Source organism: Polyangium fumosum, assembly GCF_005144585.1.
In the GTDB taxonomy this organism is placed as follows: domain Bacteria; phylum Myxococcota_A; class Polyangia; order Polyangiales; family Polyangiaceae; genus Polyangium; species Polyangium fumosum.
Genome location: NZ_SSMQ01000041.1, coordinates 79839 through 102405 on the forward strand (window position 1 = coordinate 79839; position 22567 = coordinate 102405).

Genomic DNA, 22567 nt, shown 5'->3' on the forward strand with positions numbered 1-22567 from the left:
GGCGAACCTGCCGCAATGTCCCGAGGCGTTTCCCGAGCGCGTCCTCGCCTACCGGGGGACCACCGGGAAGGTCGAGTGCTCGCCCTGCGAATGCGGTGAGCCTACGGGAGCAAAATGCAGCGCAACCCTGTCGGCGTTCCAGGACGCGGTATGCTCTGGCGTTCCCATGTCGCTATTCGAGAACGTGCCGGCTCTGGACGGGAGCTGCATCAACTTCGGCGCAGCTTCCTTCGCCCTCGGATCGATGTCGGCGAAGTGGACCGTCAACGAGCCCGGGACGTGTGAGCCGAAGGGTGGGGAGCACGTGGGAGAGGTGAAGGGCGTCGATCCGAGGGTCTTCTGCTGTCAGGGGTTGCCAGACGAGTGAGCCCGTAAAGGGATCATCGTTGGGCGGCAAGGGTGCATAGAAGACCGCAGTGGTTGCGAGCGCTCTTTTGCTTGGAGCCTGTCGAGCGCGAATACAGGCAGACAGAGGAACATCGACGGCTGCTCGAACGGCGCAGACGAGCCATCACAGGTGCAGAATACGAGGTCTGGCGCGGCCTGCTCCGCCGCCTCCGGGACCGGTTCCCGGATTGCGACGTGGAGAACGCGTTCCCGCATTTTTGGGGGGCAGGGCCGGTCGGGGCTCACGTGGGGGGCATCTGTCTGCCGACGCTCGCCCGGGACGTTGGTTTTCACTCGCTCGCCTTCGAGGTGAGCTTTCTCGTACCGTACTACGTCCTCCATAGTTACCGCTATCTCTACCTCGACGAGCCGGACAGCTACGGCAATCTCTTCCCACCGGCGGAGCGGCGCTTCGAACTCACACCCGAGGAGCAACCCTATGCGGATGGGGTCGCACACGAAATCGCAGTCGTGTATCCCGGGTACGAGTTCATGCCGCCCGAAGTCGGCCATGTCGTCGTTCCAGATGTTCAACACCATCTGCGGTATGCGGGTGAGGCCACGATCTACGATTGCCTGATCGACGAGCAGGTGTTCCCGCGCAAAAAGGACGCCTGAACCGCACCCCGGCATCCTTCACGATGCGCAGACGGCCGCTCCGGTCCTCGACGAGGCGCCGAGCAGACCCATGGAGCCCTGCGTGGCCGGCGGACCCTGCCGGGGAGGGGGGAGACATGGTTCGAGCTGGCAAGCGCTGGTTTGCATGGATGGTCGCCGCCTGTTGTGCGGCGGTTTCTGCGATTGCGCAGGCGGCACCGGGGGACGTCGAGGAGGAGACGGAAGAGGTTGCGGACGCTGAAAGTGCGTTCGTGGGGGCTGGCGGATTCTCGGCGGCACTCTTTCGGTTCGTTACAATTGTCCAGGATGACGGGACGGATAAAGCAGGCGGATGGCAAGCCGCCGCCACCACACTGAACTTCGTGGACGGGCGGCACCTGTTCCCGCAGGGATGGGCCTGTCAGGTGTTCGTCGGAATGCCCATCCGGCATTCGACGCATGGGGTCATCTCTCCGCAGGAGGCTGCGCGGGTGACCTCCGTAGCCGCGACCAACGCTTCTACGATCGTGATGCATAGAAGACCGCAGTGGTTGCGAGCGCTCTTTTGCTTGGAGTTCGAGAAGGAACTGCTGGCGCAGTTGAACATGCAGAAGTCAGGGCTCGGCGCTAGTGTAAGCGCACGATGAAGCACTCGCCCGAGGCGTTGATCGAGATCGCCCGCCAGTACTATCCCGGTATCGGCATCACGCCTTCCACGCCAGAGTACAGGCAGACCGAGGAACATCGACGGCTGATCGAACGGCGCAGACGAGCCATCACAGGTGCAGAATACGAGGTCTGGCGCGGCCTGCTCCGCCGCCTCCGGGACCGGTTCCCGGATTGCGACGTGGAGAACGCGTTCCCGCACTTTTGGGGGGCAGGACCGGTCGGGGCTCACGTGGGGGGCATCTGTCTGCCCACGCTCGCCCGGGACGTTGGTTTTCACTCGCTCGCCTTCGAGGTGAGCTTTCTCGTACCGTACTACGTCCTCCATAGTTACCGCTATCTCTACCTCGACGAGCCGGACAGCTACGGCAATCTCTTCCCACCGGCGGAGCGGCGCTTCGAACTCACACCCGAGGAGCAACCCTATGCGGATGGGGTCGCACACGAAATCGCAGTCGTGTATCCCGGGTACGAGTTCATGCCGCCCGAAGTCGGCCATGTCGTCGTTCCAGATGTTCAACACCATCTGCGGTATGCGGGTGAGGCCACGATCTACGATTGCCTGATCGACGAGCAGGTGTTCCCGCGCAAAAAGGACGCCTGAACCGCACCCCGGCATCCTTCACGATGCGCAGACGGCCGCTCCGGTCCTCGACGAGGCGCCGAGCAGACCCATGGAGCCCTGCGTGGCCGGCGGACCCTGCCGGGGAGGGGGGAGACATGGTTCGAGCTGGCAAGCGCTGGTTTGCATGGATGGTCGCCGCCTGTTGTGCGGCGGTTTCTGCGATTGCGCAGGCGGCACCGGGGGACGTCGAGGAGGAGACGGAAGAGGTCGCGGACGCTGAAAGTGCGTTCGTGGGGGCTGGCGGATTCTCGGCGGCATATTTCCCATTCGTCACGATCGTTGCTGATGATGGGGCGGGTTCAGCTGGCGGGTGGCAGTCGGCCATGGCCGTGCTGAATTTTGTCGATAGGCGGAATCTATTCTCCTCGAATGCTTGGGTTTGCCAGGTGGTCGTGGGGATGCCGATTCGGCATTCGGTCCATGGGGTGATCACTCCGCAGAGAGCTGCCACGGTCACGGCACAAGCAGCGACCTCCGCGTCCAGCATCGTGATGAAGAGCCAGCTGAACTGGCTGCGAGCGACCTACTGCCCAGCCTTTGCGGCCGAGCTGGAGGCGCAGCTGAACATGCGGATGACGAGGGTCGGGGCTAGAGTAAACGCACAATGAAGCACTCGACCGAGGCGTTGATCGAGCTCGCCCGTCAGTATCATCCTCCCCTCGGCGTCTACCCCCACGAACCCGAATACAGGGAGACCGTGGAAGCGCGACGGTTGGCGGAGCGCCGCCAGCAAGCCGTCGCCGACTACCCGTCATGGCTCGCGTTCCTCGGCCGCCTCGGGAAACGGTTGCCTGACTGCGGCATCGCAAATAAGGTCATGTATCTGGCCAAGCTTCCAGAGGGCAACTGCTATGCGGCCGATCTATGGCTTCCTACGCTCCCCAACGACGTCGGAGGCCACGCGCTCTGTTTTCAGGTGAGCTTCCTCGGTCCCTATTACGTCCTCTACAGCAGCCGCTTTTTATGGCGTGACGAGAAAGACGCATTTGGATACCGGCTTTCGGGACCTGGTGAGGAGCGCTTCGACCTCACGCCAGAGGAAAAAACGTACGCAGACAGGCTCGTGCCGGAGATTGAAGCAGGGTTCCCGGGGTACGAGTTGATGCCGCCCGAAATTGGGCACGTCGTCATCTCAGACCTCCAGCATGAGAGTCGCGTGCCGGGCGAGGCGACGATCTATGATTGTTTGATCGACGCTCAATGGATTCCGCGCAAAAAGGACGCCTGAACCTTACCCCGGAGCCATAGCGGATCAGCCCCGGCTGTAGCCTTCGCGCGAGGCTGTCGAGCACGACGGGGACACCTTCGGGTTGCGGAGCCTTTTTCAGGAAGACCCGTCGCCCACGGACGACATCCGGATCGAAGGTGAGACCCTCACCCTGACCCACATGCTCGTGAAGCGAATGCCCGATGGCAGCATCTCCGACGTCTACGAGTTCGAGGACCGCTACGACCTGACGACGCTCACCGAGGAGCGCTGGACGGCCTATCTGGAAGGCTTCCGGCGCGCGTTTCCCGGGAGGCCCACCACGCCCAGCGGACGCTGGTCCACGAGAGCTAAGCTTCGTCTTTGCGCTCTTCCACGGGCGTAGCCTCTTCGGCCGGCGGCGGCGTCGGGGCCGGTGTCGCCGGTGCCACCGCCTCACCGGGCGCCGCGATCACCTTCCGAATCGCCGTCAAATGCCGCTTCGTCACGCCCGTCACGGCGAGGATCTGCGCGTCCGTGGCCGTGCGTAGCGCCCCCATCGAGCCGAGCTCGCGCAGGAGCGCCTTGCGCACGGCGTCGCCGAGCCCGGCGATGTCCTCGATTTCGGAGCGCAGGCGCCGCGCTTTGCCGAGCTTTTCGCGGATGTGGTTCGCGAACCGGTGCGCCTCGTCGCGGGCACGCGCCAGGAAAAACAAGGACGAGCTGCCAGGCCGGAGCAAGATGCCGTTCTTCTGGCCAGGCAAATAGACGCGGTCGACCATTTTCTCGCCGATCACGCTCTCCCGCTCTTTGGCCAGGCCCACGATCGGCAAATCGTGGAGCCCGAGGTCGCGCGCCGCCGAGAGCGCCACATTGAGCTGGCCCCGCCCGCCGTCGACCACGAAGAGGTCCGGCAAGTCCCATTCGGCCTCGGCCTTTTTGCCCGACGACGGCGGCGCCGCTTCGGTCTCCGCCTCGGTTTCGGTTTCGGTCTCGGTCTCGGTCTCGGGCTCCGCCATTGCGTCCGCGGCCGCCTCGATCTCCGTCTCCGTGGCCAGCTCCGCCTCCGCGGCGGCTTCCGCGGCGGCTTCCGCGGCCGCCTCGGCCTCCTTCACCTCTCTCGCCGTGCGGCCACGCCGGAAGCGGCGGGCGAGGACCTCGTACATCGCCGCGTAATCGTCGCCCTCGGTCTTCGTGCGCACCCGGAAGTTGCGGTAATGCTTGCGGTCGGGCTGGCCGTCGCGCAGCGCCACGATCGAGCCGACGGTGTCGCCGCCGCCGAGGTGCGAGATGTCGCAACACTCGATACGCCGTGGGAGCGAGGGCAGGCGCAGTCGCTCGCGGAGGTCGTCGAGGCGCGCTTCGATGTCGTCCGAGGCGCGTTGTTTTTCCTTGAAGGCGTGCTCGGCATTCTCGCGCGCCATCGCGAGGAGCTCGACGCGGGGGCCACGCTGGGGCACGACGAGCGCGACCTTGCGGCCGCGACGATCGCCGAGCCATTCGGAGACACCCTCGGCGCCGTCGGGCAGGACCGGCAGGAGGATCTCGTCCGGAATGACGTCGACCGGGACCTCGGCCTCGTCGCCATAATATTGCGTGAGGAAATTGCCGAGGATCTCCTCGTCGGGCAGCTCGACGCCGCGCAAGGAGAACGAGACGGTGTCGGCGACGCGGCCGCTGCGGACCTTGATGAGCTCGACCTCGGCGATCGAGCCCTCGCGGTAGAGGCCGACGACGTCCTGGTCGACGTCCTTCACGGAGACGACGCGCTGCGATTCACGCGCGATCTCGACAGCCTTGAGCTGGTCGCGGTAGATCGCCGCGCGCTCGAACTCCATGGAGCGCGCGGCCTCCTTCATGCGTTTTTCGAGCTCGCCCGTGAGCTCGTCGTGCCGGCCTTCGAGGAAGAGCGAGACGGAGCGGACCTGCTCGGCGTATTCGTCGCGGTCGACCTCGTAGACACAAGGCGCGGGGCAACGCTTGATCTGGTATTGCAAGCAGGGCCTGCGCCGCGAGGCCATGTCGAGGTCGGTGCAGGTGCGGAGCTTCCAGTGCTTGTTGACGAGGTGCAGCGTGCGGCGCGCGCTCGTCGCCGAGTGGAAGGGGCCGAAGTAACGGGCGCCGTCGGGCGAGGGGCGGCGCACGGTTTCGAGGCGCGGCCACGCGGCCTTCGAGTCGATGCGCAAGCAGAGGAAGTCCTTGTCGTCCCGGAGCTTCACGTTGAAGCGCGGCTTGTGCTTCTTGATGAGCTCGTTCTCGAGGACGGCCGCTTCCTTCTCCGTGGAGGTGACGACGGTCTCGAGGTCCCGCACGATCTTGCGCAGGATCGGGATGAAGTAACGCGAGTCGCTGCCGCCCTCCTGGAAGTAGCTGCGGACGCGCGAGCGCAGGCTCTTCGCCTTGCCTACGTAGATCGCAGCGCCGGTCTTGTCGTAGAAGAGGTAACAGCCAGGCTTCGTCGGGAGCGTGTCGAGCTTCGCGAGGACTGGATCGGTCTCGGGCTCGGGAGCACGTGCGTCGTCGGACACTCCCATCGTCTAGCGCCGGATCGCCGCTCCAAGCAAGCTCTGGCTTGACGCGACGCCGAACCGAGAGCGACGCTCCCTCCGCACGAGCGTCCGCACGAGCGTCCATGCCCAGCCCCAAACCCACGCCCAAGCCAGCACCCAGGCCCACGTCGAGCGAGCCGTCGAAAGGCTTTCGCGTCGCGCTGACCCTCCTCAAGATCGTCGCGATCGTCTGGGGGTTCGTCGCCACCCTGATCTCGCTGATGGCCGTGGTCGGCGCGTTGACGGAGAACGGCTACGCCCGGGTGCTCGTCGCGCTCGCCGTGGCCGTGATCGTGCCGCTCGGGATCGCCGACAGGCTCCTGCCCGAAGGGCAAACCAAGGGCGGCGCGAGCATCATCACCGACGTGCTCGCGATCGTTTGGCTGGGCGTGGCGCTCGCGTTCACGGGCGCCGCGAAGTTCACCGGGTCGCTCTACGTGAAGGAAGGCGACAGGCTCGCCGCCGCTGGCTACAAGCAGCTCGCGCAGGTCGCGTACCTGCTCGGCGGCGTGCGGCCCGCGTTCCCGGAGCCGACGCCCGCGCCCGTCGCGGACGTGGCCGCGGACGCAGGCGCAGACGCCGAGGCCGCAGCGGACGCGGGCGCGGCGGTGGACGCGGCGGCCGTGCCCGCGGTCGTGGACGCGAGCGCGCCCGTGGATGCGAGCGCGCCCGGGGACGCCGGCGCGACGGGGAAGCTCGACAAGACGCCGGCCGAGCTGTTCCGTGATCTCTCGCCTTCGGTCGTGACGATCTTCGTGAAGAAGGGCGAGGCGCAGGGCGGCGGGACCGGGTTCTTGATCGACGAGGCCGGGGTCGTCGTGACGAACCACCACGTGATCGAGGGCGCGACGTCGGCGCGGATCAAGTTCGAGAACGGCGCGGCCTACCAGGACATCCAGGTGCTCATGGACAACCGCGAGGTGGACCTGGCCCTGCTCGAGATCAACCTGAAGGAGCCGCTCGAAGGCGGCGCGCCGCCGGACGTGAAGCCGCTCGATCTCGGCGACTCGGAGAAGATCGTGGTCGGCGAGAGGGCGATCGCGATCGGCAACCCGCTCGGGCTCGAACACACGCTGACCGACGGGCTCGTCTCGGCGCGGCGGCTGCACGAGGGGCGGCAGTGGATCCAGATCTCGGTGCCGATTTCCCCGGGAAACTCGGGCGGGCCGCTGTTCAACATGCGCGGTGAGGTGATCGGGATCAACACGGCCCAGTTCGGCGGCGCCTTCGAGAGGGCGCAGAACCTGAACCTGGCCGTGCCGGTGAACGAGCTCAAGCGTCTCGTCAAAACGAGCTACCCCGGGCGGCGCAAGCTCGGCGATCCGAGCGCCTCCTCCAGCCAGTGGTGAGTCCCTTGCGCCAGAAAATCGTCTTCGTTTTGCTCATCTGTCTCCTCGGGGGGTTCGGCGCGATCTTCGTGACGCGGAGCCGCGCGCCCCACACGGCGCCGCCGCCGAAGCCCGAGGCCGTCGAAGCGGCGTTGCCCGCCCCGAGCGGGAGCGCGAGCGCAGGCCCCGAGACGAGCGCCGTCGCGAGCGCAGGCGCGGTGCCGAGCGGGAGCGCGGGCGCCGCGCCCGTGGCGAACGGGAGCGGGAGCGCGGGCGCGCCGGCGGTGGACGCGAAGCCGGAGCCGCTGCTCGATCGGCCGCTGAAGGTGGTGTCGCTCGGCTGGGAGCTGGCGGCGCCGGGGCTGCTCGCGAACGAGGGGCAGGCGCCGGGGCCGAAGAGCGTGTTCACGGCGGTGGGGCTCGACGTGCGGATCTCGGTGCAGGACGCGATGAGCGCGGTCGAGGAGGCGCTCGCGCGCGGCGGCGGCGACGAGAACGGAGCGGACGTGGCCGTGGTGCCGCTGCCGACGTTCCTCGCGGCCTACGAGCGGCTGCGGGCCCTGTCGCCCGAGGTGTTTTTCGTGGTGGGGTTCTCCCGCGGGCGGGAGGCGTTCGCGGCGAAGGACGGGCTGCCGACGGGGCCCGTGAAGGGCGACGTGACGCTCGTGGGGACGCCGGGCGCGCCGGCGACGTTCGTCGGGCTCTTCTTGCTCGACGTCGCGGGCGTGCCGGCCGCGAACGTGAAGGTCGTGGCGCCCGGGAGCCGTGAGGAAAAAGAGGCCGGGTTCGTCGCCTTCGATCGGACGGAGGCGGGCGCGGACGGCGCGGCGGGGCGCAAGATCGTGCTGACGACGGCGGACGCGCCGCGGCTCGTTCCGCTCGTGGCCGTGGCGCCGCGTGGGCTCGTGACGGACAAGGAGCGCGCGCTCGCGGCGCTCGCGAAGGGGTTTTTGGAGGGGCAGAAGAAGCTCGCCGCGGATCCGCCGGGCGGGGCGCGGATCGTGGCGGCGGCGAAGGGCGCGCCGGAGCCGCTCGCGCTCCTGCGGCGGCTCGGGGACGTGGCCCCGGCGTCGATCGGGGACAACGCGAGGATGGCGGGGTTGTCGGGGCGCGGGGCGCTGACGCTGCCGACGTTGTTCCAGCGGACGTGGCAGCTCTACCGCGGGGCCTCGGTGCTCGCGACGCCGCCGCCGGAGACGCCGCCGATTGCGACGAACGTGATCGCGGCGCTCGCGCGCTCGGGCGTGCTTCCCGGCGGTGATGGGAAGAGCGAGGCGGGCAAGGGGAAGCTCGCGGAGGGCGAGAAGCCACTCGTGGTGTTCCGTCAGGAAAAGTTCGACGAGGAGGCGCTGATCGACACGGTCGGGCTGCTCGCGGCGGTGTTCGAGCGGAGCGTGGTGCGCGTGTCGGTGACGAGCGCGGCGGGCGTGGACGGGGCGAAGTCGAAGAAGGTGATCGAGGCGGCGGAGGGGCGTTTTGATCTGGAGAGCGGAAAACTCGTGGCGCCGAAGAAGGCAGGCGCGAAGGGGGCGGCGGTGGTGGAGGTGATGGCATTGCCATAAGGGGGCGCCGTGATTTCGGTCGGCGGGACAGACGATTCGTCGATCGTGACGGGCTCGTGATCTAGAGGACTTCCGAAGGTTGGGCACCTCGTGTACCCTGCCCCGAATGGCATCCGAGAGCGGCCGTTACGACAAGCTCGCCGAGATCGCCTCCGGTGGCATGGCCACGGTCTACCTCGCGCGGACCCACGGCCTCGGCGGGTTCGAACGGCTCGTCGCCGTGAAGGAGATGCACCCGCACCTCGCCAAGGAGCCGGAGTTCGTCGCGATGTTCCTCGACGAAGCCCGGCTCGCCGCGCGGATCCGGCACCCGAACGTGGTCGCGACCCTCGACGTGACCGAGGCCGAGGAGGGCGCGCTCTCGCTCGTGATGGAATACGTCGAGGGGCCGAGCCTTCAGCAGATCCTGCGGCGCGCCGTTCGTCAGAACGATCCGGTCCCGATCGACGTCGCGCTCCGGATCTTCCTCGACGCGCTCGCAGGCCTCGAAGCCGCGCACGAGCTCGCAGACGAACAGGGCGTGCCGCTCCGGATCGTGCATCGCGACGTGTCCCCGCAAAACATCCTCGTGAGCACGGACGGCACCACCAAGCTGACGGATTTCGGGGTCGCCCGCGCCGATTCACGGCTTTCGAGCACGCGCACCGGGACGGTGAAGGGGAAAGTGCCGTACATGGCCCCGGAGCAGATTCGTTCGAAGCCGCTCGACAGGCGCACGGACGTGTACGCGGCCGGGGCGGTGTTATGGGAGATGCTCGCCCGTCGCCGGCTGGTGAGGGCCGAGAGCGAGGTGGCGATGATGTACCAGATCACCGAGAACGCGGCCGTGTCGCCGCGCGAGGTGATCCCGGAGGTGCCCGAGGCCGTCGCGCAGGTGTGCATGAAGGCCCTGGAGAAAAACCCCGACGAGCGTCACGCGAGCGCCGCCGATTTCGCCGATGCGCTGGAGGCGGCGGCGCGCGCCGACGGGGTCGTGCTGGCCAACGCGCGCGTGGTGGCGGCGTATGTCCGGACAATCAACGTGCACCGCGCGCCGTCGGCGCTCGCCCCGGAGGGCCGGCGTTCGACGGTGTCCGGCATTTCGAGCGTGACGGGGCCGGGAGGAACGGGGAGCCAAGAGGCAGCCCTGCCCGCGCCGGCGGCGACCCCGGCGCGCACGGCGCTCACGAGCACGCGGGACGCGGAGGTCGAGCCGCCGAAGAAGAGGTCGCTGCGGGGGATGTTCGTTCTGGTGGCCGTGGCGGCGGCGGCCCTCGGGGTGTTCGTAGGGGTGCGGTATGGGCAGCCGTCTCCGGAAGCGAATGGGCCGAGCGAGGGGCACGTCGCGCAGGGCGCGCCGATCGAGACGCAGGTGCCGCCCGTGACGACGGCCGCCGAGCCGCTGCCCGCCGCGTCGACGGGGGCGTCTGCGGCGGCGGCGCCGATGCCCCCACCCACGCAGGCGGCGCCGTCCGCGGTGGCAAAGCCTGCGGCGCCTCTTTCGACGGCTTCGACCCTTCGGACGGCAAACCCTCCGTCGAAGGGGGGCTATCGTCCCCGGGAGTTATGACGCGTTTCATGCGACGTCCCCTCGCTGCATTCGTGGTGGCGGTCCAAATCGCCATGTCGGGCGCGCCCGCGCTCGCCGCGCCAACGTCCGCATCCGCGGCTGCGGCGCAGAAGGCGTTCGACGCGGGGCAGGATCTGTACGACAAGGGCCAGCACGAGGAGGCGATCGCCCGGTTTCGTGAGGCCTACGCGATCACGAAGAGCCCGAATGCACGGATGATGGTCGCCCGGTCGCTGCTCGCGCTTGGCAAGATCGTCGAGGCGTATGAAGAGCTCGCGGCGACGCGGGTCGAGGCGGCGGTCCTGGCCCAGGAGCAACCGAAATACGAGCGGGCCCGCGACAGCGCCGCGGCCGACCTCGCCGCGCTCGAGCCCAAGGTGGCGAAGGTGATCGTGGCCCTCGCGCAGCCCGAGGGTGCCCGCGTGACCCTCAATGGCACGGCGCTGCCGGCCGAGCGGCTCGGCGTGGCCATCGTCGTGTTGCCGGGCAAGGTGGTGGTGGTGGTCGAGCCGGCCCAAGGCGCGCGGATGCAGCGCGAGGAGACCGTGGTCGGCGGGCAGACGAAGACGATCTTCGTGGCCCCGGGCGCCGAGGCGCCGAAAAACGAGCCCATCACGCCCGCGCCCGCAGAATCGACGACGGGCGGCGGCGTGCGGATCGCCGGGTACGTGGTCGCGGGGCTCGGCGTGGTGGGGCTCGGGGTGTTTGGCGTGACGACCGCGATGGCGCAGAACAAATACGACGGGCTCATCGCGGATTGCGGGGGTCAGCGGTGCAGGGAGCCGCGGTATGCGGACGTGATCGACGAGGGAAAACGGCTCGATACGATCGCGCTCGGCTCGCTCGTGGGCGGCGCGGTGGGCGTGGCGGCGGGCGCGTTGATGATCGCGCTCGGCGGGCCGAAGGGGGCGAAGAAGACGGACGCGCGGGTCGTGGTCGGGCCCGCGGGCGCGTTCGTCGAAGTGGGTGGGGCGTTCTGAGCCGGGCGAGGGTTGGCATGACGTACAACAACACGATTTCGAGGCTCGCCTGGTTGCCGCTCTTCGTAAGCCTCGTCGGCTGCAACCGGGACTGGGACGCGTACGATCCGCGGCTCGGCGGCGGAGGCGCGGACGTGGGGACGAGCGCTTCGAGCGGCAGCGATTCAGGCGGAGGCGCGCCGGTGAGCAGCAGCAGCGCAAGCTCCGGCATGGGCGGCGCGGGCGGCGCGGGCGGCGCGGGCGGCGCGGGCGGCGCGGGCGGTGGGGGCGGGGCCCCGCAGTGCACGATCGCCTTGAAGGACGATTTCGACGACGAGATGATCGATCCGGAGAAATGGTCGCTCTACACGGAAGGCGGCGCGTCGGTCGCCGAGTCCAAGGGCAACGTGGTCGTGACGATCGCGCCCGGTGCCACCGGATACGCGGTGCATTACTCGACCCAGCCGTACGACGTTTCGAATTGTGGCGCGTTCGTCCAGGTGCTGGAGGTCCCGGACCCGACGGCCCAAGCTTATGCGGCGTTCCAGATCGGCACGGGGAGCGATAACGCGGTCGAGATCGCTTTCTACCAGGGGACGCTGTACTGCCACAAGATCCTCGCCGACAACTACACCGATGTGGCGTTCACCGAATACGATCCCATCGAGCACGCGTTCTGGCGCATTCGCGAGCAGGACGGGACGACGTTCTGGGAGACGTCGCCCGACGCGCAGCAATGGACGGTGCAGGCGAGCGAGCCGAACCCGCTGCCCGTCGTCGGAGAGCTGTACGTGGCCCTGACCGGAGGGATCGACGCGCCGGCGCCGAACCCGGGCCGGGCACGTTTCGACAATCTGAACCTCCTGCCCTGACGCGGGCCGGCTGTTCAGCGCGTCAATGTGATTCGACGCTGATCACGTTGCCCGTCACGTCCGTGGCCACGGCCCGGATGCGGAGCAGGCCGCTCGTGACGGTGCCGACGAGCCCCGTGAACGTGAAATCGACTTCGTACGAGGGCATCGTGTTGTTGTATTTCTTCGGCCGCACGAGGATTCCCTCGTTGTCGGGGTCGTCGATGACGATGTCGGATTCGCTCGACGTATAGGTGCGATTCCAGTCATCGGTGTCGTACGACCGCTCGGAGAGGGGCGTGAGGCCTTCGAGGATGACGCCGGCGTCGGCCTCGAAGGTGGCGACGGAGACGCGGCGGAGATCGAGCTCGCCCGCGCCCACGCGTGCCGTGATCGTGATCTTGGGCTGGAGAGGGTTCGTCATGTCCACCTTGCCGATCTCCAGCGTGGGTGCGCCTTTGTCCGTGTAGGGCAGGACTTCGAGCGGGTGGACGCAGTCCTTTTTGTTGTCGCCGGGCTTGCGAATCTCGAAGTGGAGGTGCGCGAAGCCATTGGATGCTTTGCCGCTCTGGGCGATGACCTCGCCGGCGTCGACGCTGTCGCCGACGTCGACCTCGACGTCGGAGCAATGGACGTACGTGCTGTAATAGCCGCCGTGATCGACCTTGACGAGCATACCGCCGGCGCTCGTGTTTTTCTGAATCTCGCTGACCCGGCCCGCGGCGATCGCGTAGATGTCCGTGCCCTCGGGGACGGCGATGTCGATGCCGCGATGAAAGTCGTAGACGTCGTCTTCCGTACGGACGCGGGGGCCAAAGGTGGATGAGAGCGGAAAATCACCCTCGGTCGCGCCGCTGATAGGCCATACGACTGGTCCATCGGCGCCGCAGCCGGCGAGGAAGAGCGCGCCCGCAGAAACGAGGACGGAAGCACCCCGCAGCAATAAGAATTTCATGAATGTATGATATCATTCGTGGCCGGCCGCGGGAGGGAAATGCGCCGGCGATTGCGTGCCGTTCAGGGCAACGCGGCGCCCTGGGGCAGCTCTGCGCGAAAATTCGGCGCAAGCAGGTCCCGCGCGAGCTGGACCTCGACGAGATCGAAGATCGGGCTGTCTGCGACTTTACGCAGGCGCTCCTGTGTGGCCGGGTCGCCCGACGCACGGCGTGCCATGGCCGTGTAAAACTCCGCCTCCACTCGCTGCGAGGCATTCTGCGCAGCCGCGAGGAGGCCTTCGTCCGTCATACGCCCGAGCGCCCACTGCGCGAGCTTGACGACCCACGCGTCGCGATCGCCATTCGTCGAGAGCGCACGCGCAGTCGTATCGTCCGGCGTCACGCGAAGCTCCCGTTCGAGGAGGAAGAGCCAGAGGCCACCATAGATGCGTTCTTCCTGATCGACGTCGGCTTCGAGGCCCTGGCGAACAGCCGCGCGCGCCGCGTCGAGGTCACGCCGGACGAGCGCGCGCGAGACGACTTGGAGGACCGTGGCGCCGAGGGCAGGACGATCGGTGGCCGCAATGGCGAGGGCTCGATCCTGCGCGCGTCGCGCCGCCTTGGCGTCGCCGTACGCTTCGAGGACGCGGCCGAGCAAGGTCTCGGCCCGCGCGCGCGTGCCCGCCTCGCCGCGTTGCTTCTGCGAGGCGAGCGCAGCGGAGAGCGCGTCCGCGAGCTCGGCCTTGGCGGCATCGGTGGCCCCAAGGTCGCGGTGAATCTCGAAGGCGAGCAGGTGCGCCTCGGCGAGGTCGGCGAGGGAGGCACGCGCGTCGGGCGCGGAGAACGCGCGGCGCAGGTTGTCGAGCGCCGCCGCGGAGTCCTTGGCCTGACGATCGGCGCGCGCGACGCGGAGCCACGCGGCGACCGAAGGGTCGCCCTTGGCAGCGGCGACGAAGAGCGGGCGCGCCGCGGCGAGGTCGCCGGCGTGCACCTCGACGGAGGCCATGAGCAAGCGCAGGCGCGAAGGCGTGGGTTCGAGGCCCGCGGCCGCGATCTCCGGGCGATCGGCCGCCGCGAGCAGGGGCGCCGCCGCGCGGAAGGTGCGGCGCACGGCGTCGATGTCCCCGATGTCGGCGTCGACAGCCATGCCATCGAAGACGATGTGGTTGGCGGCCGCGAGGAGCCTCGCGTTCGGCTGCGGGCCGAGCGCGCTCGCGAGCACGGCCGGCGCGCCCTCGGACATGCCGAGCAGGACGAGCTCCCCGGCGAGGATCCGGGCCGCGGAGAAGTCCTTCGGGTCCTTGCGGTACGCTTCGAGCACGCTGCCCCAAAGGCCCGCCTCGACGAGGCGCGGATCGAGGCGCTCCTCGCGGTCCTCTTCCTCGTCGTCGCTCATCGGGGTGCGTTCGTTGACGAAGGCCGAGGCGAGCAGCTCCCACGCGCGCGCGTCGCCGTCCTCGGCGGCCATCAGGAGGCCCTGGCGGAGGCCAGGCGCGGCGATGAGGCGGACCTCGGAGCTCTCGATGCGCGAAAGGGCGCTCTGCGCGTCGCCGTGCCGCGCGAAGATCGAGGCGAGCATCATCGCGCCGGTCTCGATGGCGCGCGCGGCCTCCATGGCCTCGGCGCGCTCGGGCCGCTTGCCCGTCTGCCGGAAGATGCGGTTGATCTCGATGCCACGCCCGACCCACGCTTCGATCGCGTTCGCCGCGGCGTCGAGCGTCTCGCCGGACGGATCGACCATGGCGCGCGCAGCAAGGTACCGCGCCTCGGCGCCGAGCTTTACGCCGGGGCTGCCCGCGTGGGTGTCGCCCATCCAGCGTTCGAGGTTGGCGAGGTGCTCGTCGAGCTCGGTGCGCCCCGGGGCGTTCGCGCCGAGCGCGGCGGCGCGCATGCGCATGAGCGCGTGCACGCGGCCCTCGTCGCCGAGGCCCGAGAGGTGGCGGATCGCGCCGTCGAGCGCGCGCGCGCCGGTCGCGTCGACCATCGCGCCTTGCCCTTCGCCGACGCGGACGAGGTAGAGCGCGCCGAGCACGCTCGCGGTCCCTCGCTCGGCATGTCCGAGCGCGAAGCGACGTTCGGCATGCGCGAGCTGGCGGCGCACGACGCCCGCGACGAGGCCGAGCCGCTGCGGGGTGCGCGCGCCGTCCGAGAGGACACGCGCGAGGCTGGCGGAGAAGTCCGCGTCCTGGACGTCGACGGCGCGGACGGGGCCCTCGACGACCTGCACGGGGGTCTTCGTGGTCCGGTTCGACGTCCCGCAGCCCACGGAGCCGGCGGCGAGGAGCGAGGCGAGGATGGCTCGGGCGAACGCGCGCGCGCGGGGCGTAGATCTCGAAGGCATCTTCGCGGAGTGTACACGGCGGGCGCGAACCTGCACGAGGGCACGAGGCCCCCCGGACGTCGGAAGCAGGCTGGAAACCGGCGTAGACGAACCGGAGCGCTTCGCGCTTACGCCTTCGTGCTCAGCTTGTGTCCGAGGAGCTTGCCGGCGAGCTCGTCGCCAAGCTCGTTCGCCATGAGCTTTTCGACGATCGCCTCGGTCTCGCGTCGCTCTTTCTCGTCGTTGTACTGGAACTCGATGCCCATGCCGGCGGGGGAGTCGGGCGTGGCGTCGACGGGACGCACGATCCACTTGACCCGCCCGCGGAGGCGGAGCGGCTCGGCCAGGTTCTTGATGCTGAGCGCGAAGACGAACTCGGTGTTCACGTCGAGGGGCCGGTCCGTGCGGATGAAGGTGCCGCCCTTCGAGATGTTGCGCGTGTAGTCGGCGAAGAACGTGTTGAGCCGCTTGTACTCGACGTTCAGCTCGATGGCCGCGCGGCCTCCGGTGTTTCGCCGGTCGCTCACGGGAGTAACCTATCCCCAACGTCGCGAGACTACAATCCGGGCATGCACTGGAAGGAGAGGCTCTCCTCGCTCAAGCGGGCCGCCGAGGATGTGGTGTTCGGGGCGCGGACGGTAGGCCGCGTCGCGATCCAGACCAAGATGCCGAGCCACATCCGCTGGACCGGGCTCGAAGCCACCGCGCGCGAGCTTTTGCGGACACGCAAGGCCACGCCGCCGCTGCTCTTTCACTTCATGGCGCACAACGATCCGCACACCGTGGGCCTCGTGGGGCTCTCGGCGTCGCCGAGCGGCAGGCTCATGGAGGATCGCGCGTACTCGTTTCAGGAGATGAACGAGCGCATCGAGCGCATCGCCGCGGGGCTCGCGGAGCGAGGTGTTCGGCCCGGCGATCGGATCGCGCTGATGATCAAGAACCGGCCGGAGTTCGTGCTGTTGCAGATCGCCGCGGGGAAGCTCGGGTGCGGCGCGGTGAGCTGCTCGTTCCGGTCGACGCCGAGCGAGCTCGAGTACGTGGCGACGCACTCGGGCGCGCGCGCGCTCTTCTTCGACGTGGACGTGGTCGAGACGGTGCGCGAGGCGGCGCCGAAGCTCGCGCAGATCGGCGAAGCGCGATGTTTCTCCGTGGGTGGCGAGGCCGCGCCGTTCCCGACGCTCGAAGCGCTGGTCGCGTCGGCGAAGGGGCCGCCGCCGAAGCCCGGCGACGAGCCCGCGGTGGTGATGTACACGTCGGGCACGACGGGCAAACCCAAGGGCGCGGTGCGGCAGTTCGCGAAGGGAGCGACGAGCGCGGCGCTCGCGTTCATCGGCGAGACGCCGATGGAGATGGGCGAGGTGCACCTCGCGGTGTGCCCGCTCTATCACGCGACGGCGTTCGGGTTCATCACGATGTCGTACCTCGTCGGGAGCACGGTGATCGTGCTGCGCGACTTCCGGCCCGAGTCGTTCCTCGAAGCGATCGAGCGCTACCGCGTGACCACGACCGCCGTGGTGCCGACGATGCTGCACCGGATCGTGGAACTCGGGGAGGAGACGATCCGGCGCTACGACACGTCGTCGCTGAAGGCGATCTTCACGGGCGGCGCGGCGATCTCGATCCCGCTCGCGAACGACGTGCTCCGGCTCTTCGGGGACAAACTGTTCAACTTCTACGGGGCGACGGAGACGGGCGTGGTGACGCTCGCCAAGCCGGCGGATCTGCGCGCGGCGCCGGGCACGATCGGCCGGACGATCCCGGGCGCGGAGGTGCGGCTCTACGACGAGGCGGGGCGCATCTGCGGGCCGGGCGAGGTGGGCGAGCTTTACGCGCGGAGCGGGCAGCTTTTCTCGGGCTACCACGCCGACGACGCGGGCACGCGCGACGCGATGCGCGACGGGTTCTTCTCGGTCGGTGATCTCGCGCGGAGGGACGAGCGCGGCTACTTCTTCCTCGAAGGTCGCAAGCGCGACATGATCATCTCGGGCGGCGTGAACGTGTATCCGGCCGAGGTGGAGCACGTGCTGCACGATCATCCGGCGGTCGCGGAGGTCGCGATCGTGGGCGTCCCGGACGAAGCCTGGGGCGAGCGGGTGCGCGCGTTCGTGGTGCTGAAGGCGGGCGCGCGCGCGGAGTCGAAGGAACTCGAAGCGTTCGCGCGCGCTCGGCTCTCAGGCGCGAAGGTGCCGCGCGAATTCGTGTTCGTTCCGTCCTTGCCGCGCAACCCGACAGGCAAGGTGCTGAAGCGCGAGCTGCGCGCCATGGCCCTGTGACGAGCGCGGAGGTTTGGTGTAGGAGGGCAGGATGGTCCTCCGCGTTGGCCTGCTCGTCGGACGTGAGCGCTCTTTTCCCGATGCCCTGATCGCCGAGGTCGCGCGGCGCGACGCCGGCGTCGTGGCGAGTTACGCCGAGCTCGACATCACCTCGATCGATCGGCCGCCGCCGTACGACGTGCTCGTCGATCGCATCTCGCACGAGGTGACGTGTTACCAGCCCGTGCTGAAGCTCGCGGTGCTGAACGGCACGCGCGTGGTGAACAATCCGTTCTGGCGGATCGCGGACGACAAACTCTTCGGGACAGCACTCGCGGCGCGGCTCGGCGTGCGCGTGCCGAGGACCGTGGTGCTGCCGTCGAAGTCGTACGGCGAGGGCGTGTCGAACGAGACGCTCTGCAACCTGCGTTTCCCGCTCGACTGGGAAGGCGCGGCGCGTGAGCTCGGCTTCCCGATGTTCATCAAGCCGCACTGGGGCGGAGGGTTCCGTGACGTCTATCGCGTGAGCTCACTCGAAGAGCTGTGGCGCGCGTACGATCGGACGGGGATGCTCACGATGATCGCGCAGGAGGCGATCCCGTGGTCGCAGTACGTGCGGTGCATCGTGATCGGCAAGGAGCACGTGCTGCCCGCGTTGTGGGATCCGCGGCTCGGGCACTTCGACAGGTACGTGCGGGCGAGCGAGACGATGCCGCCGCTCGAACCCGCGCTGCTCGCGCGGTGCGTGGAGGACGCTCGTTCGCTCTGTCGCGCGCTCGGCTACGACATGAACACGGTCGAGCTCGCGATCCGCGACGGCGCGCCGTACGCGATCGACTTCATGAACTCGGCGCCCGACTTCGACATCACGTCGCTCGGGCCCGAGCACTTTCCGTGGGTGGTGGAGAAGATGGCCGACCTCGTGATCCGGCTGGCCCACGAGGGGCCGCCGAAGCCGGCGATGAGCTTCAAAGACGTGATGCGCTGATCACTCGGCGTCGGCGAGGGCGAGCGCCTCGTGCGCGTCGGCCTTCGCAGAGACCGGCTTGCGGGAGCCGGGCGGCGGCGCGAGGCGCTTGCGCTTGATCATCTCGACGAGCGTCGTGCGGTTCAGGCCGAGCAGGCGCGAGGCGCGGTTCTTGTTCCAGCCCGTGCGCTCGAGCGCCTGGAGGATCATGCGCGTCTCGAACTCCTCGACCGCAGCGCGCAGATCGAGCCCCTGCACGGGCAGGGCGCCGAGCAGGAGCGGCGAGGCGGGCGCCTTCGGCGCGCGGATCTCCTCGGGCAGATCCGAGACGGTCACGAACGGGCCCTCGGCGAAGCCGATCGCCTGTTCGATCGCGCGTTCGAGGCCACGCACGTGGTCGGCGAACATGTGACCTTCGAGCAGCGAGCTCGCCTCGGGGGAGATGCCGCGCAGATCGCTGCGATGGGCGCGCGCGGCGTGGAGCTCGAAGAAATGCTGGACGAGCTGGGGCAGGTCGTTGGCGCGCTCTTGCAGGGTAGGGAGCTTGACCGTGGTCTCGGCGAAGAGCGCGCAGAGCGCGGCGTGACAGCCGCTGCTCGGATCGAGCGGTCGCTCGGAGGTCGCGACGAGGCGCGTGTCGCCGTGGTTCGCGAGGGCGACGAGCTCGTCGGAGAGTTCGGCGGGGAGGCGATCGATCGCGACGACGACGAGCGTCCCTCCGCGGGCGCTCTCGGCGGCGGCGTGGAGCGCGGCGGCGTCGAGGGGCGCGCTCTCGTCGGAGAGCACGACGAGCGGGCCCTGGGCCGTCGTCTCGTGCAGGACCCGCGCGAAGAAGCGCTTGCCGGCGCCGGGCTCACCGACGAAGTGCACGGGCGCGCGGGACATCGAGAGGCGTCCGATCACGCGGACGACCTCCTCAATCATGGCGCTTTGCCCGACGACGCGAGACCCCATGAAGGCCAGCGCCGGGCGCACGGCGCGGGTCTGCGAAGAGGGCTGGGTTTCGTGGCTGTGCTGATCCTGCGTGGCCGTCGACATGTCAGGAACTCCCCGATGCTGAAGTCAGGTCCGCAATGGACATCAGCAACGGGCATGCCAGCCAAGGAATTGACGAAGTTTCGCAGATTTACGTCAAATGGGGGGGTCGAGGAAGACCCAGGCTTGATTTTGTAAGCTATCGAAATGACGTAGGTGTCGATCCCGTGACGTTCCGTCAGGAGGGTATCGGTTGACCCATAGGGGTCAACGTGGACCCCCCTTGCGGAACCGACGTACGAAGGCCGCGACGCCGGCGAGGGCGGTGAGGGCGAGGCCACCGGAGGTGGGCAGAGGCGCGTCGGTGCCCGCGGCGCGGCAGGCGCAGCCGCTCTCCTGCGAGATGTCCTGCGACGGAGCCACGGGGCCGCCGAAGCCCACGCCCTTGAGGACGATCTCCTGGACCGGGTCGTTCGGATCGTTCGAGGCGATGAACAACGTCGCCTCGAAGGGGCCGTTTTTCTTGGGCATGAAGCGCACGGCCGTGTCCGCCGTGACGCCGGGTTCGATCTCGAGGCTCGGATCCCACGCGGGGAAGAGCTCCGGGCTGCTCGATACGATCGTGACCTTCGCGCGCGCCTCGCCCGCATTCCACAAGCCGAAGCTCTCGAGGCTCTTCTGGCCGACCTCGACCTCGCCGAAATCGATCTCGGCCTTCGGCAGCACGAGGTCGGGCAGGGGGACGTGGACGCGTTGCTTGGGGAACGACCACTTCGTCTCCGTGATCGGGAACGAGATCGGGATGTCGACGATGTCGAACGAGAAGTTCTGGCCGAGGATCTCGACCCACATGCCCGGGATGAGGTGGATGATGCCGTCGTAATCGATGTTCCCCTCGGGATGCACGTCGAGGTCGATCGAGGGGCCGTTCAAGTACTCGGCCTTCGTCTCGCCGTCCTCCTCGGTGATGTCACCGCCCGCGACGGGTTTGCCCTCGACGTTTTCCACGACGATCCGCTCGGTCGTGTACGTCGCGGCGAGCTCCATCTGCACGTCGACCTTGAGGCCGCCGTCCACGAGGACGCTGGGAATGCTGATGATGTCGCTGAGGGGGACCTCGATGATCGTCTGCTTCGTGGTCTTGCTGGCGAGCGTGACGCCGGGCTTCCAGCCCCATGCGTCGAAGATCTGTTCCCCTTCGACCTGGAAGTCGATCTGCGGGATGTACGGGATGTCGCCGACCCAATCGTAGGGGATGCCGGCGATCTTCACGTGGAGCTGCGCCTGCGCGCCGAGCTCGACGCCGTAGTGATACGAGAGCAAGCCGCCCTCGGGCGTGCCGGGCGCGCGAAGGAGGAGCGCTTCGGGCCAGCTCGTTTCGAGCGCGCCTTTGAGCGTGACGCGCGTGGTCGCATAAACGCCCGCCCACAGGTGGACCTGCAAGGGCGAGTTCGCCGGGACCCAGCCGGTGTCGAAGCTCCATTCGATCGGGAGCGAGTCGCTGTGCGAGAAGGCGATCGGGGCGGTCTTGCACCAGTCGGGATCGACGTCGCAATCCACGGCGACGACCTCGGCGCGCGCAGCGCTCGGAAAAAGCGCGACCCCGAGGGCAAAAGCAGAGGCCGCGAGAACACCTTTTCGCCAAAGAAAGCGCGTCTTCATGATCGCGGCGCATTATCGCCGCGATGCCCCGCGAAAGCCATCCGCGATGCGCGGCTTTTACCGCGCGCCCGCCATCGCGCCGACGGCGATGGCCACGGCCGCGAGCACGAGCGCCAAAAGGATCCACGGCCACCGCGTCGCCGGCTGTCCCGGGCGCTCCGCGGCCGTCTTCACGGGCGGCGCAGGCTTGGGATCGAGCGCGACGGCCTTCGCCACGGCCGTGCGGAGTTCGAGCTCGGTGTCGCCGATGGCGAGCGCATCGGCGTCGTCGACGGCCGCAGGCGCGATGACGTGATGCTCGTCCCGCGCGCCGGAGAGGGCCTCGGCAAAGGCGCGCGCGGTCTCGTACCGCTCGTCGGGGTTTTTCGCGAGGGCGCGATGGACGACGGCTTCGAGCGCGGGCGGGATGTCCCGATCGGGGCTCGACGCGCGCGGCGAGGGGACAGGCTCGGTGAGGTGCGCGGTCATGGCCGCGATGGGCGTCTTGCCCGCGAACGGCGCGCGGCCCGTGAGCATCTCGAAGAGGAGCACGCCGGCTGCGTAAATGTCGCAGCGATGATCGACGTCGTCGCCGCGGACCTGCTCGGGCGACATGTACTCGGGCGTGCCGAGGATCATGTTGCGCTCGGTGAGCGAGGTGCCCGAGGGATCGCGGTGCAGCGCCTTGCCGAGGCCGAAGTCGACGACCCAGACCATGGGCACGCGGCCCGTGCCGAGCTCGCCCTGGATGATCACGTTCGCGGGCTTGAGGTCGCGGTGCACGAAGCCGCCCGCGTGCGCGGCGCCGAGCGCGGCGCAGATCTGGAGCGTGATCTCCACGGCATCGTCGATCGAGGGCCGATGCTTGCGGAGCGCCACGTCGAGCGAGAGACCCTCGACGTATTCGAGGACCAGCACGGGCAGGCCGTCGTCCTCGGTGACGTCGAGCAGGCGCACGATGTGGTTGCCTTCGAGCTGCGTCAGGATCGAGGCCTCGCGCGTGAAGCGGCGCGAGAAGAGCGGGTCGAAGCAGAGGCTCCGGTGAATGACCTTCAGCGCGACACGCGCGTCCGTCTCGCCGTCCTTTGCGACGTAGACGATGCCGCTCGCGCCCTCGCCGACGACGGACTCGACGGTGTACCGCGCGGCGACGACGCAGCCCGGCGCGAGCTGCTCGGCGCCGGAGGCGATCGGGGCGCGCGGCTCGCCTTGCTCCAC

The 22567-nt window shown here is 68.7% G+C and carries 21 protein-coding genes; 14 read left to right on the forward strand and 7 right to left on the reverse strand.

The genetic code is table 11. The features are described from left to right. The first annotated feature begins 166 nt into the window (after positions 1 to 166). From E8A74_RS32005 to E8A74_RS32035, 7 genes are all read left to right on the forward strand, one after another. The gene (locus E8A74_RS32005; RefSeq protein WP_136932912.1) at positions 167 to 367 is read left to right on the forward strand and encodes a hypothetical protein; all 201 of its coding nucleotides are present in this window, start codon (positions 167 to 169) and stop codon (positions 365 to 367) included. Between the two features lie 71 nt (positions 368 to 438). Next, positions 439 to 1005 carry a hypothetical protein gene (locus E8A74_RS32010; protein WP_136932913.1) on the forward strand — a complete coding sequence of 189 codons (567 nt, stop codon included), beginning with the start codon at positions 439 to 441 and terminating at the stop codon, positions 1003 to 1005. A 116-nt stretch (positions 1006 to 1121) separates the two neighbouring features. Next, complete coding sequence (locus E8A74_RS32015) at positions 1122 to 1631, forward strand: hypothetical protein (protein ID WP_136932914.1); 510 nt, start codon at positions 1122 to 1124, stop codon at positions 1629 to 1631. Continuing rightward, positions 1628 to 2254: a hypothetical protein gene (locus tag E8A74_RS32020; RefSeq protein ID WP_136932915.1), complete on the forward strand. Its 627-nt coding sequence runs from the start codon at positions 1628 to 1630 to the stop codon at positions 2252 to 2254. Before E8A74_RS32015 ends, E8A74_RS32020 begins: the two co-directional genes overlap by 4 nt. Positions 2255 to 2370: 116 nt before the next feature. Continuing rightward, entirely contained in the window at positions 2371 to 2883 is a 513-nt protein-coding gene (locus E8A74_RS32025; RefSeq protein ID WP_136932916.1) for a hypothetical protein, read from the forward strand. After that, complete coding sequence (locus tag E8A74_RS32030) at positions 2880 to 3503, forward strand: hypothetical protein (RefSeq protein WP_136932917.1); 624 nt, start codon at positions 2880 to 2882, stop codon at positions 3501 to 3503. The genes E8A74_RS32025 and E8A74_RS32030 overlap by 4 nt, the downstream gene beginning before the upstream one ends. Positions 3504 to 3663: 160 nt before the next feature. Continuing rightward, positions 3664 to 3867: a hypothetical protein gene (locus E8A74_RS32035; RefSeq protein ID WP_170229533.1), complete on the forward strand. Its 204-nt coding sequence runs from the start codon at positions 3664 to 3666 to the stop codon at positions 3865 to 3867. Here E8A74_RS32035 and uvrC read toward each other — a convergent pair. Then, on the reverse strand, positions 3833 to 5989 hold the full coding sequence (gene uvrC, locus E8A74_RS32040) for an excinuclease ABC subunit UvrC (protein ID WP_232379840.1): 2157 nt from the start codon (positions 5987 to 5989) through the stop codon (positions 3833 to 3835). The genes E8A74_RS32035 and uvrC overlap by 35 nt on opposite strands. Positions 5990 to 6093: 104 nt before the next feature. Between uvrC and E8A74_RS32045 the strand changes: the two genes are divergently transcribed. The 5 genes from E8A74_RS32045 (at position 6094) to E8A74_RS32065 (ending at position 12280) form a co-directional block, all read left to right on the forward strand. Continuing rightward, complete coding sequence (locus E8A74_RS32045) at positions 6094 to 7359, forward strand: S1C family serine protease (RefSeq protein ID WP_136932920.1); 1266 nt, start codon at positions 6094 to 6096, stop codon at positions 7357 to 7359. A gap of 5 nt (positions 7360 to 7364) precedes the next feature. Next, a complete protein-coding gene (locus E8A74_RS32050) occupies positions 7365 to 8900 on the forward strand; it encodes a substrate-binding domain-containing protein (RefSeq protein ID WP_136932921.1) in 1536 nt (511 codons plus the stop codon). 106 nt (positions 8901 to 9006) lie between these two features. Then, positions 9007 to 10449 carry a serine/threonine-protein kinase gene (locus E8A74_RS32055; RefSeq protein ID WP_136932922.1) on the forward strand — a complete coding sequence of 481 codons (1443 nt, stop codon included), beginning with the start codon at positions 9007 to 9009 and terminating at the stop codon, positions 10447 to 10449. Positions 10450 to 10457: 8 nt separating this feature from the next. Further along, positions 10458 to 11429 carry a CDC27 family protein gene (locus E8A74_RS32060; protein ID WP_136932923.1) on the forward strand — a complete coding sequence of 324 codons (972 nt, stop codon included), beginning with the start codon at positions 10458 to 10460 and terminating at the stop codon, positions 11427 to 11429. A gap of 17 nt (positions 11430 to 11446) precedes the next feature. Further along, positions 11447 to 12280: an SseB family protein gene (locus E8A74_RS32065; protein ID WP_136932924.1), complete on the forward strand. Its 834-nt coding sequence runs from the start codon at positions 11447 to 11449 to the stop codon at positions 12278 to 12280. Positions 12281 to 12302: 22 nt separating this feature from the next. On the opposite strand, the gene E8A74_RS32070 is transcribed toward E8A74_RS32065, so the two are convergent. The 3 genes from E8A74_RS32070 to E8A74_RS32080 form a co-directional block, all read right to left on the reverse strand. Then, positions 12303 to 13214, reverse strand: a complete 912-nt coding sequence (locus E8A74_RS32070; RefSeq protein ID WP_136932925.1) for a M23 family metallopeptidase — start codon at positions 13212 to 13214, stop codon at positions 12303 to 12305. Between the two features lie 62 nt (positions 13215 to 13276). Continuing rightward, positions 13277 to 15535: a tetratricopeptide repeat protein gene (locus E8A74_RS32075; protein WP_136932926.1), complete on the reverse strand. Its 2259-nt coding sequence runs from the start codon at positions 15533 to 15535 to the stop codon at positions 13277 to 13279. Positions 15536 to 15642: 107 nt separating this feature from the next. Then, on the reverse strand, positions 15643 to 16041 hold the full coding sequence (locus tag E8A74_RS32080) for a PilZ domain-containing protein (RefSeq protein ID WP_136932927.1): 399 nt from the start codon (positions 16039 to 16041) through the stop codon (positions 15643 to 15645). 42 nt (positions 16042 to 16083) lie between these two features. Here E8A74_RS32080 and E8A74_RS32085 point away from each other — a divergent pair, with 42 nt between their 5' ends. Both E8A74_RS32085 and E8A74_RS32090 read left to right on the forward strand, forming a co-directional pair. After that, positions 16084 to 17787 (forward strand): class I adenylate-forming enzyme family protein, encoded by a 1704-nt coding sequence (locus E8A74_RS32085; protein ID WP_136932928.1) that lies wholly within the window; start codon positions 16084 to 16086, stop codon positions 17785 to 17787. A gap of 31 nt (positions 17788 to 17818) precedes the next feature. After that, entirely contained in the window at positions 17819 to 18754 is a 936-nt protein-coding gene (locus E8A74_RS32090) for an ATP-grasp domain-containing protein (RefSeq protein WP_136932929.1), read from the forward strand. Here the strand turns inward: E8A74_RS32090 and E8A74_RS32095 are convergent, their stop codons facing one another. The 3 genes from E8A74_RS32095 to E8A74_RS32105 form a co-directional block, all read right to left on the reverse strand. Next, positions 18755 to 19771, reverse strand: coding sequence for a helix-turn-helix domain-containing protein (locus tag E8A74_RS32095; RefSeq protein WP_136932930.1), 1017 nt, complete (start codon positions 19769 to 19771; stop codon positions 18755 to 18757). A 204-nt stretch (positions 19772 to 19975) separates the two neighbouring features. After that, positions 19976 to 21370, reverse strand: a complete 1395-nt coding sequence (locus tag E8A74_RS32100) for an Ig-like domain-containing protein (protein ID WP_136932931.1) — start codon at positions 21368 to 21370, stop codon at positions 19976 to 19978. A gap of 57 nt (positions 21371 to 21427) precedes the next feature. Continuing rightward, positions 21428 to 22567, reverse strand: a complete 1140-nt coding sequence (locus E8A74_RS32105; protein ID WP_232379841.1) for a serine/threonine-protein kinase — start codon at positions 22565 to 22567, stop codon at positions 21428 to 21430.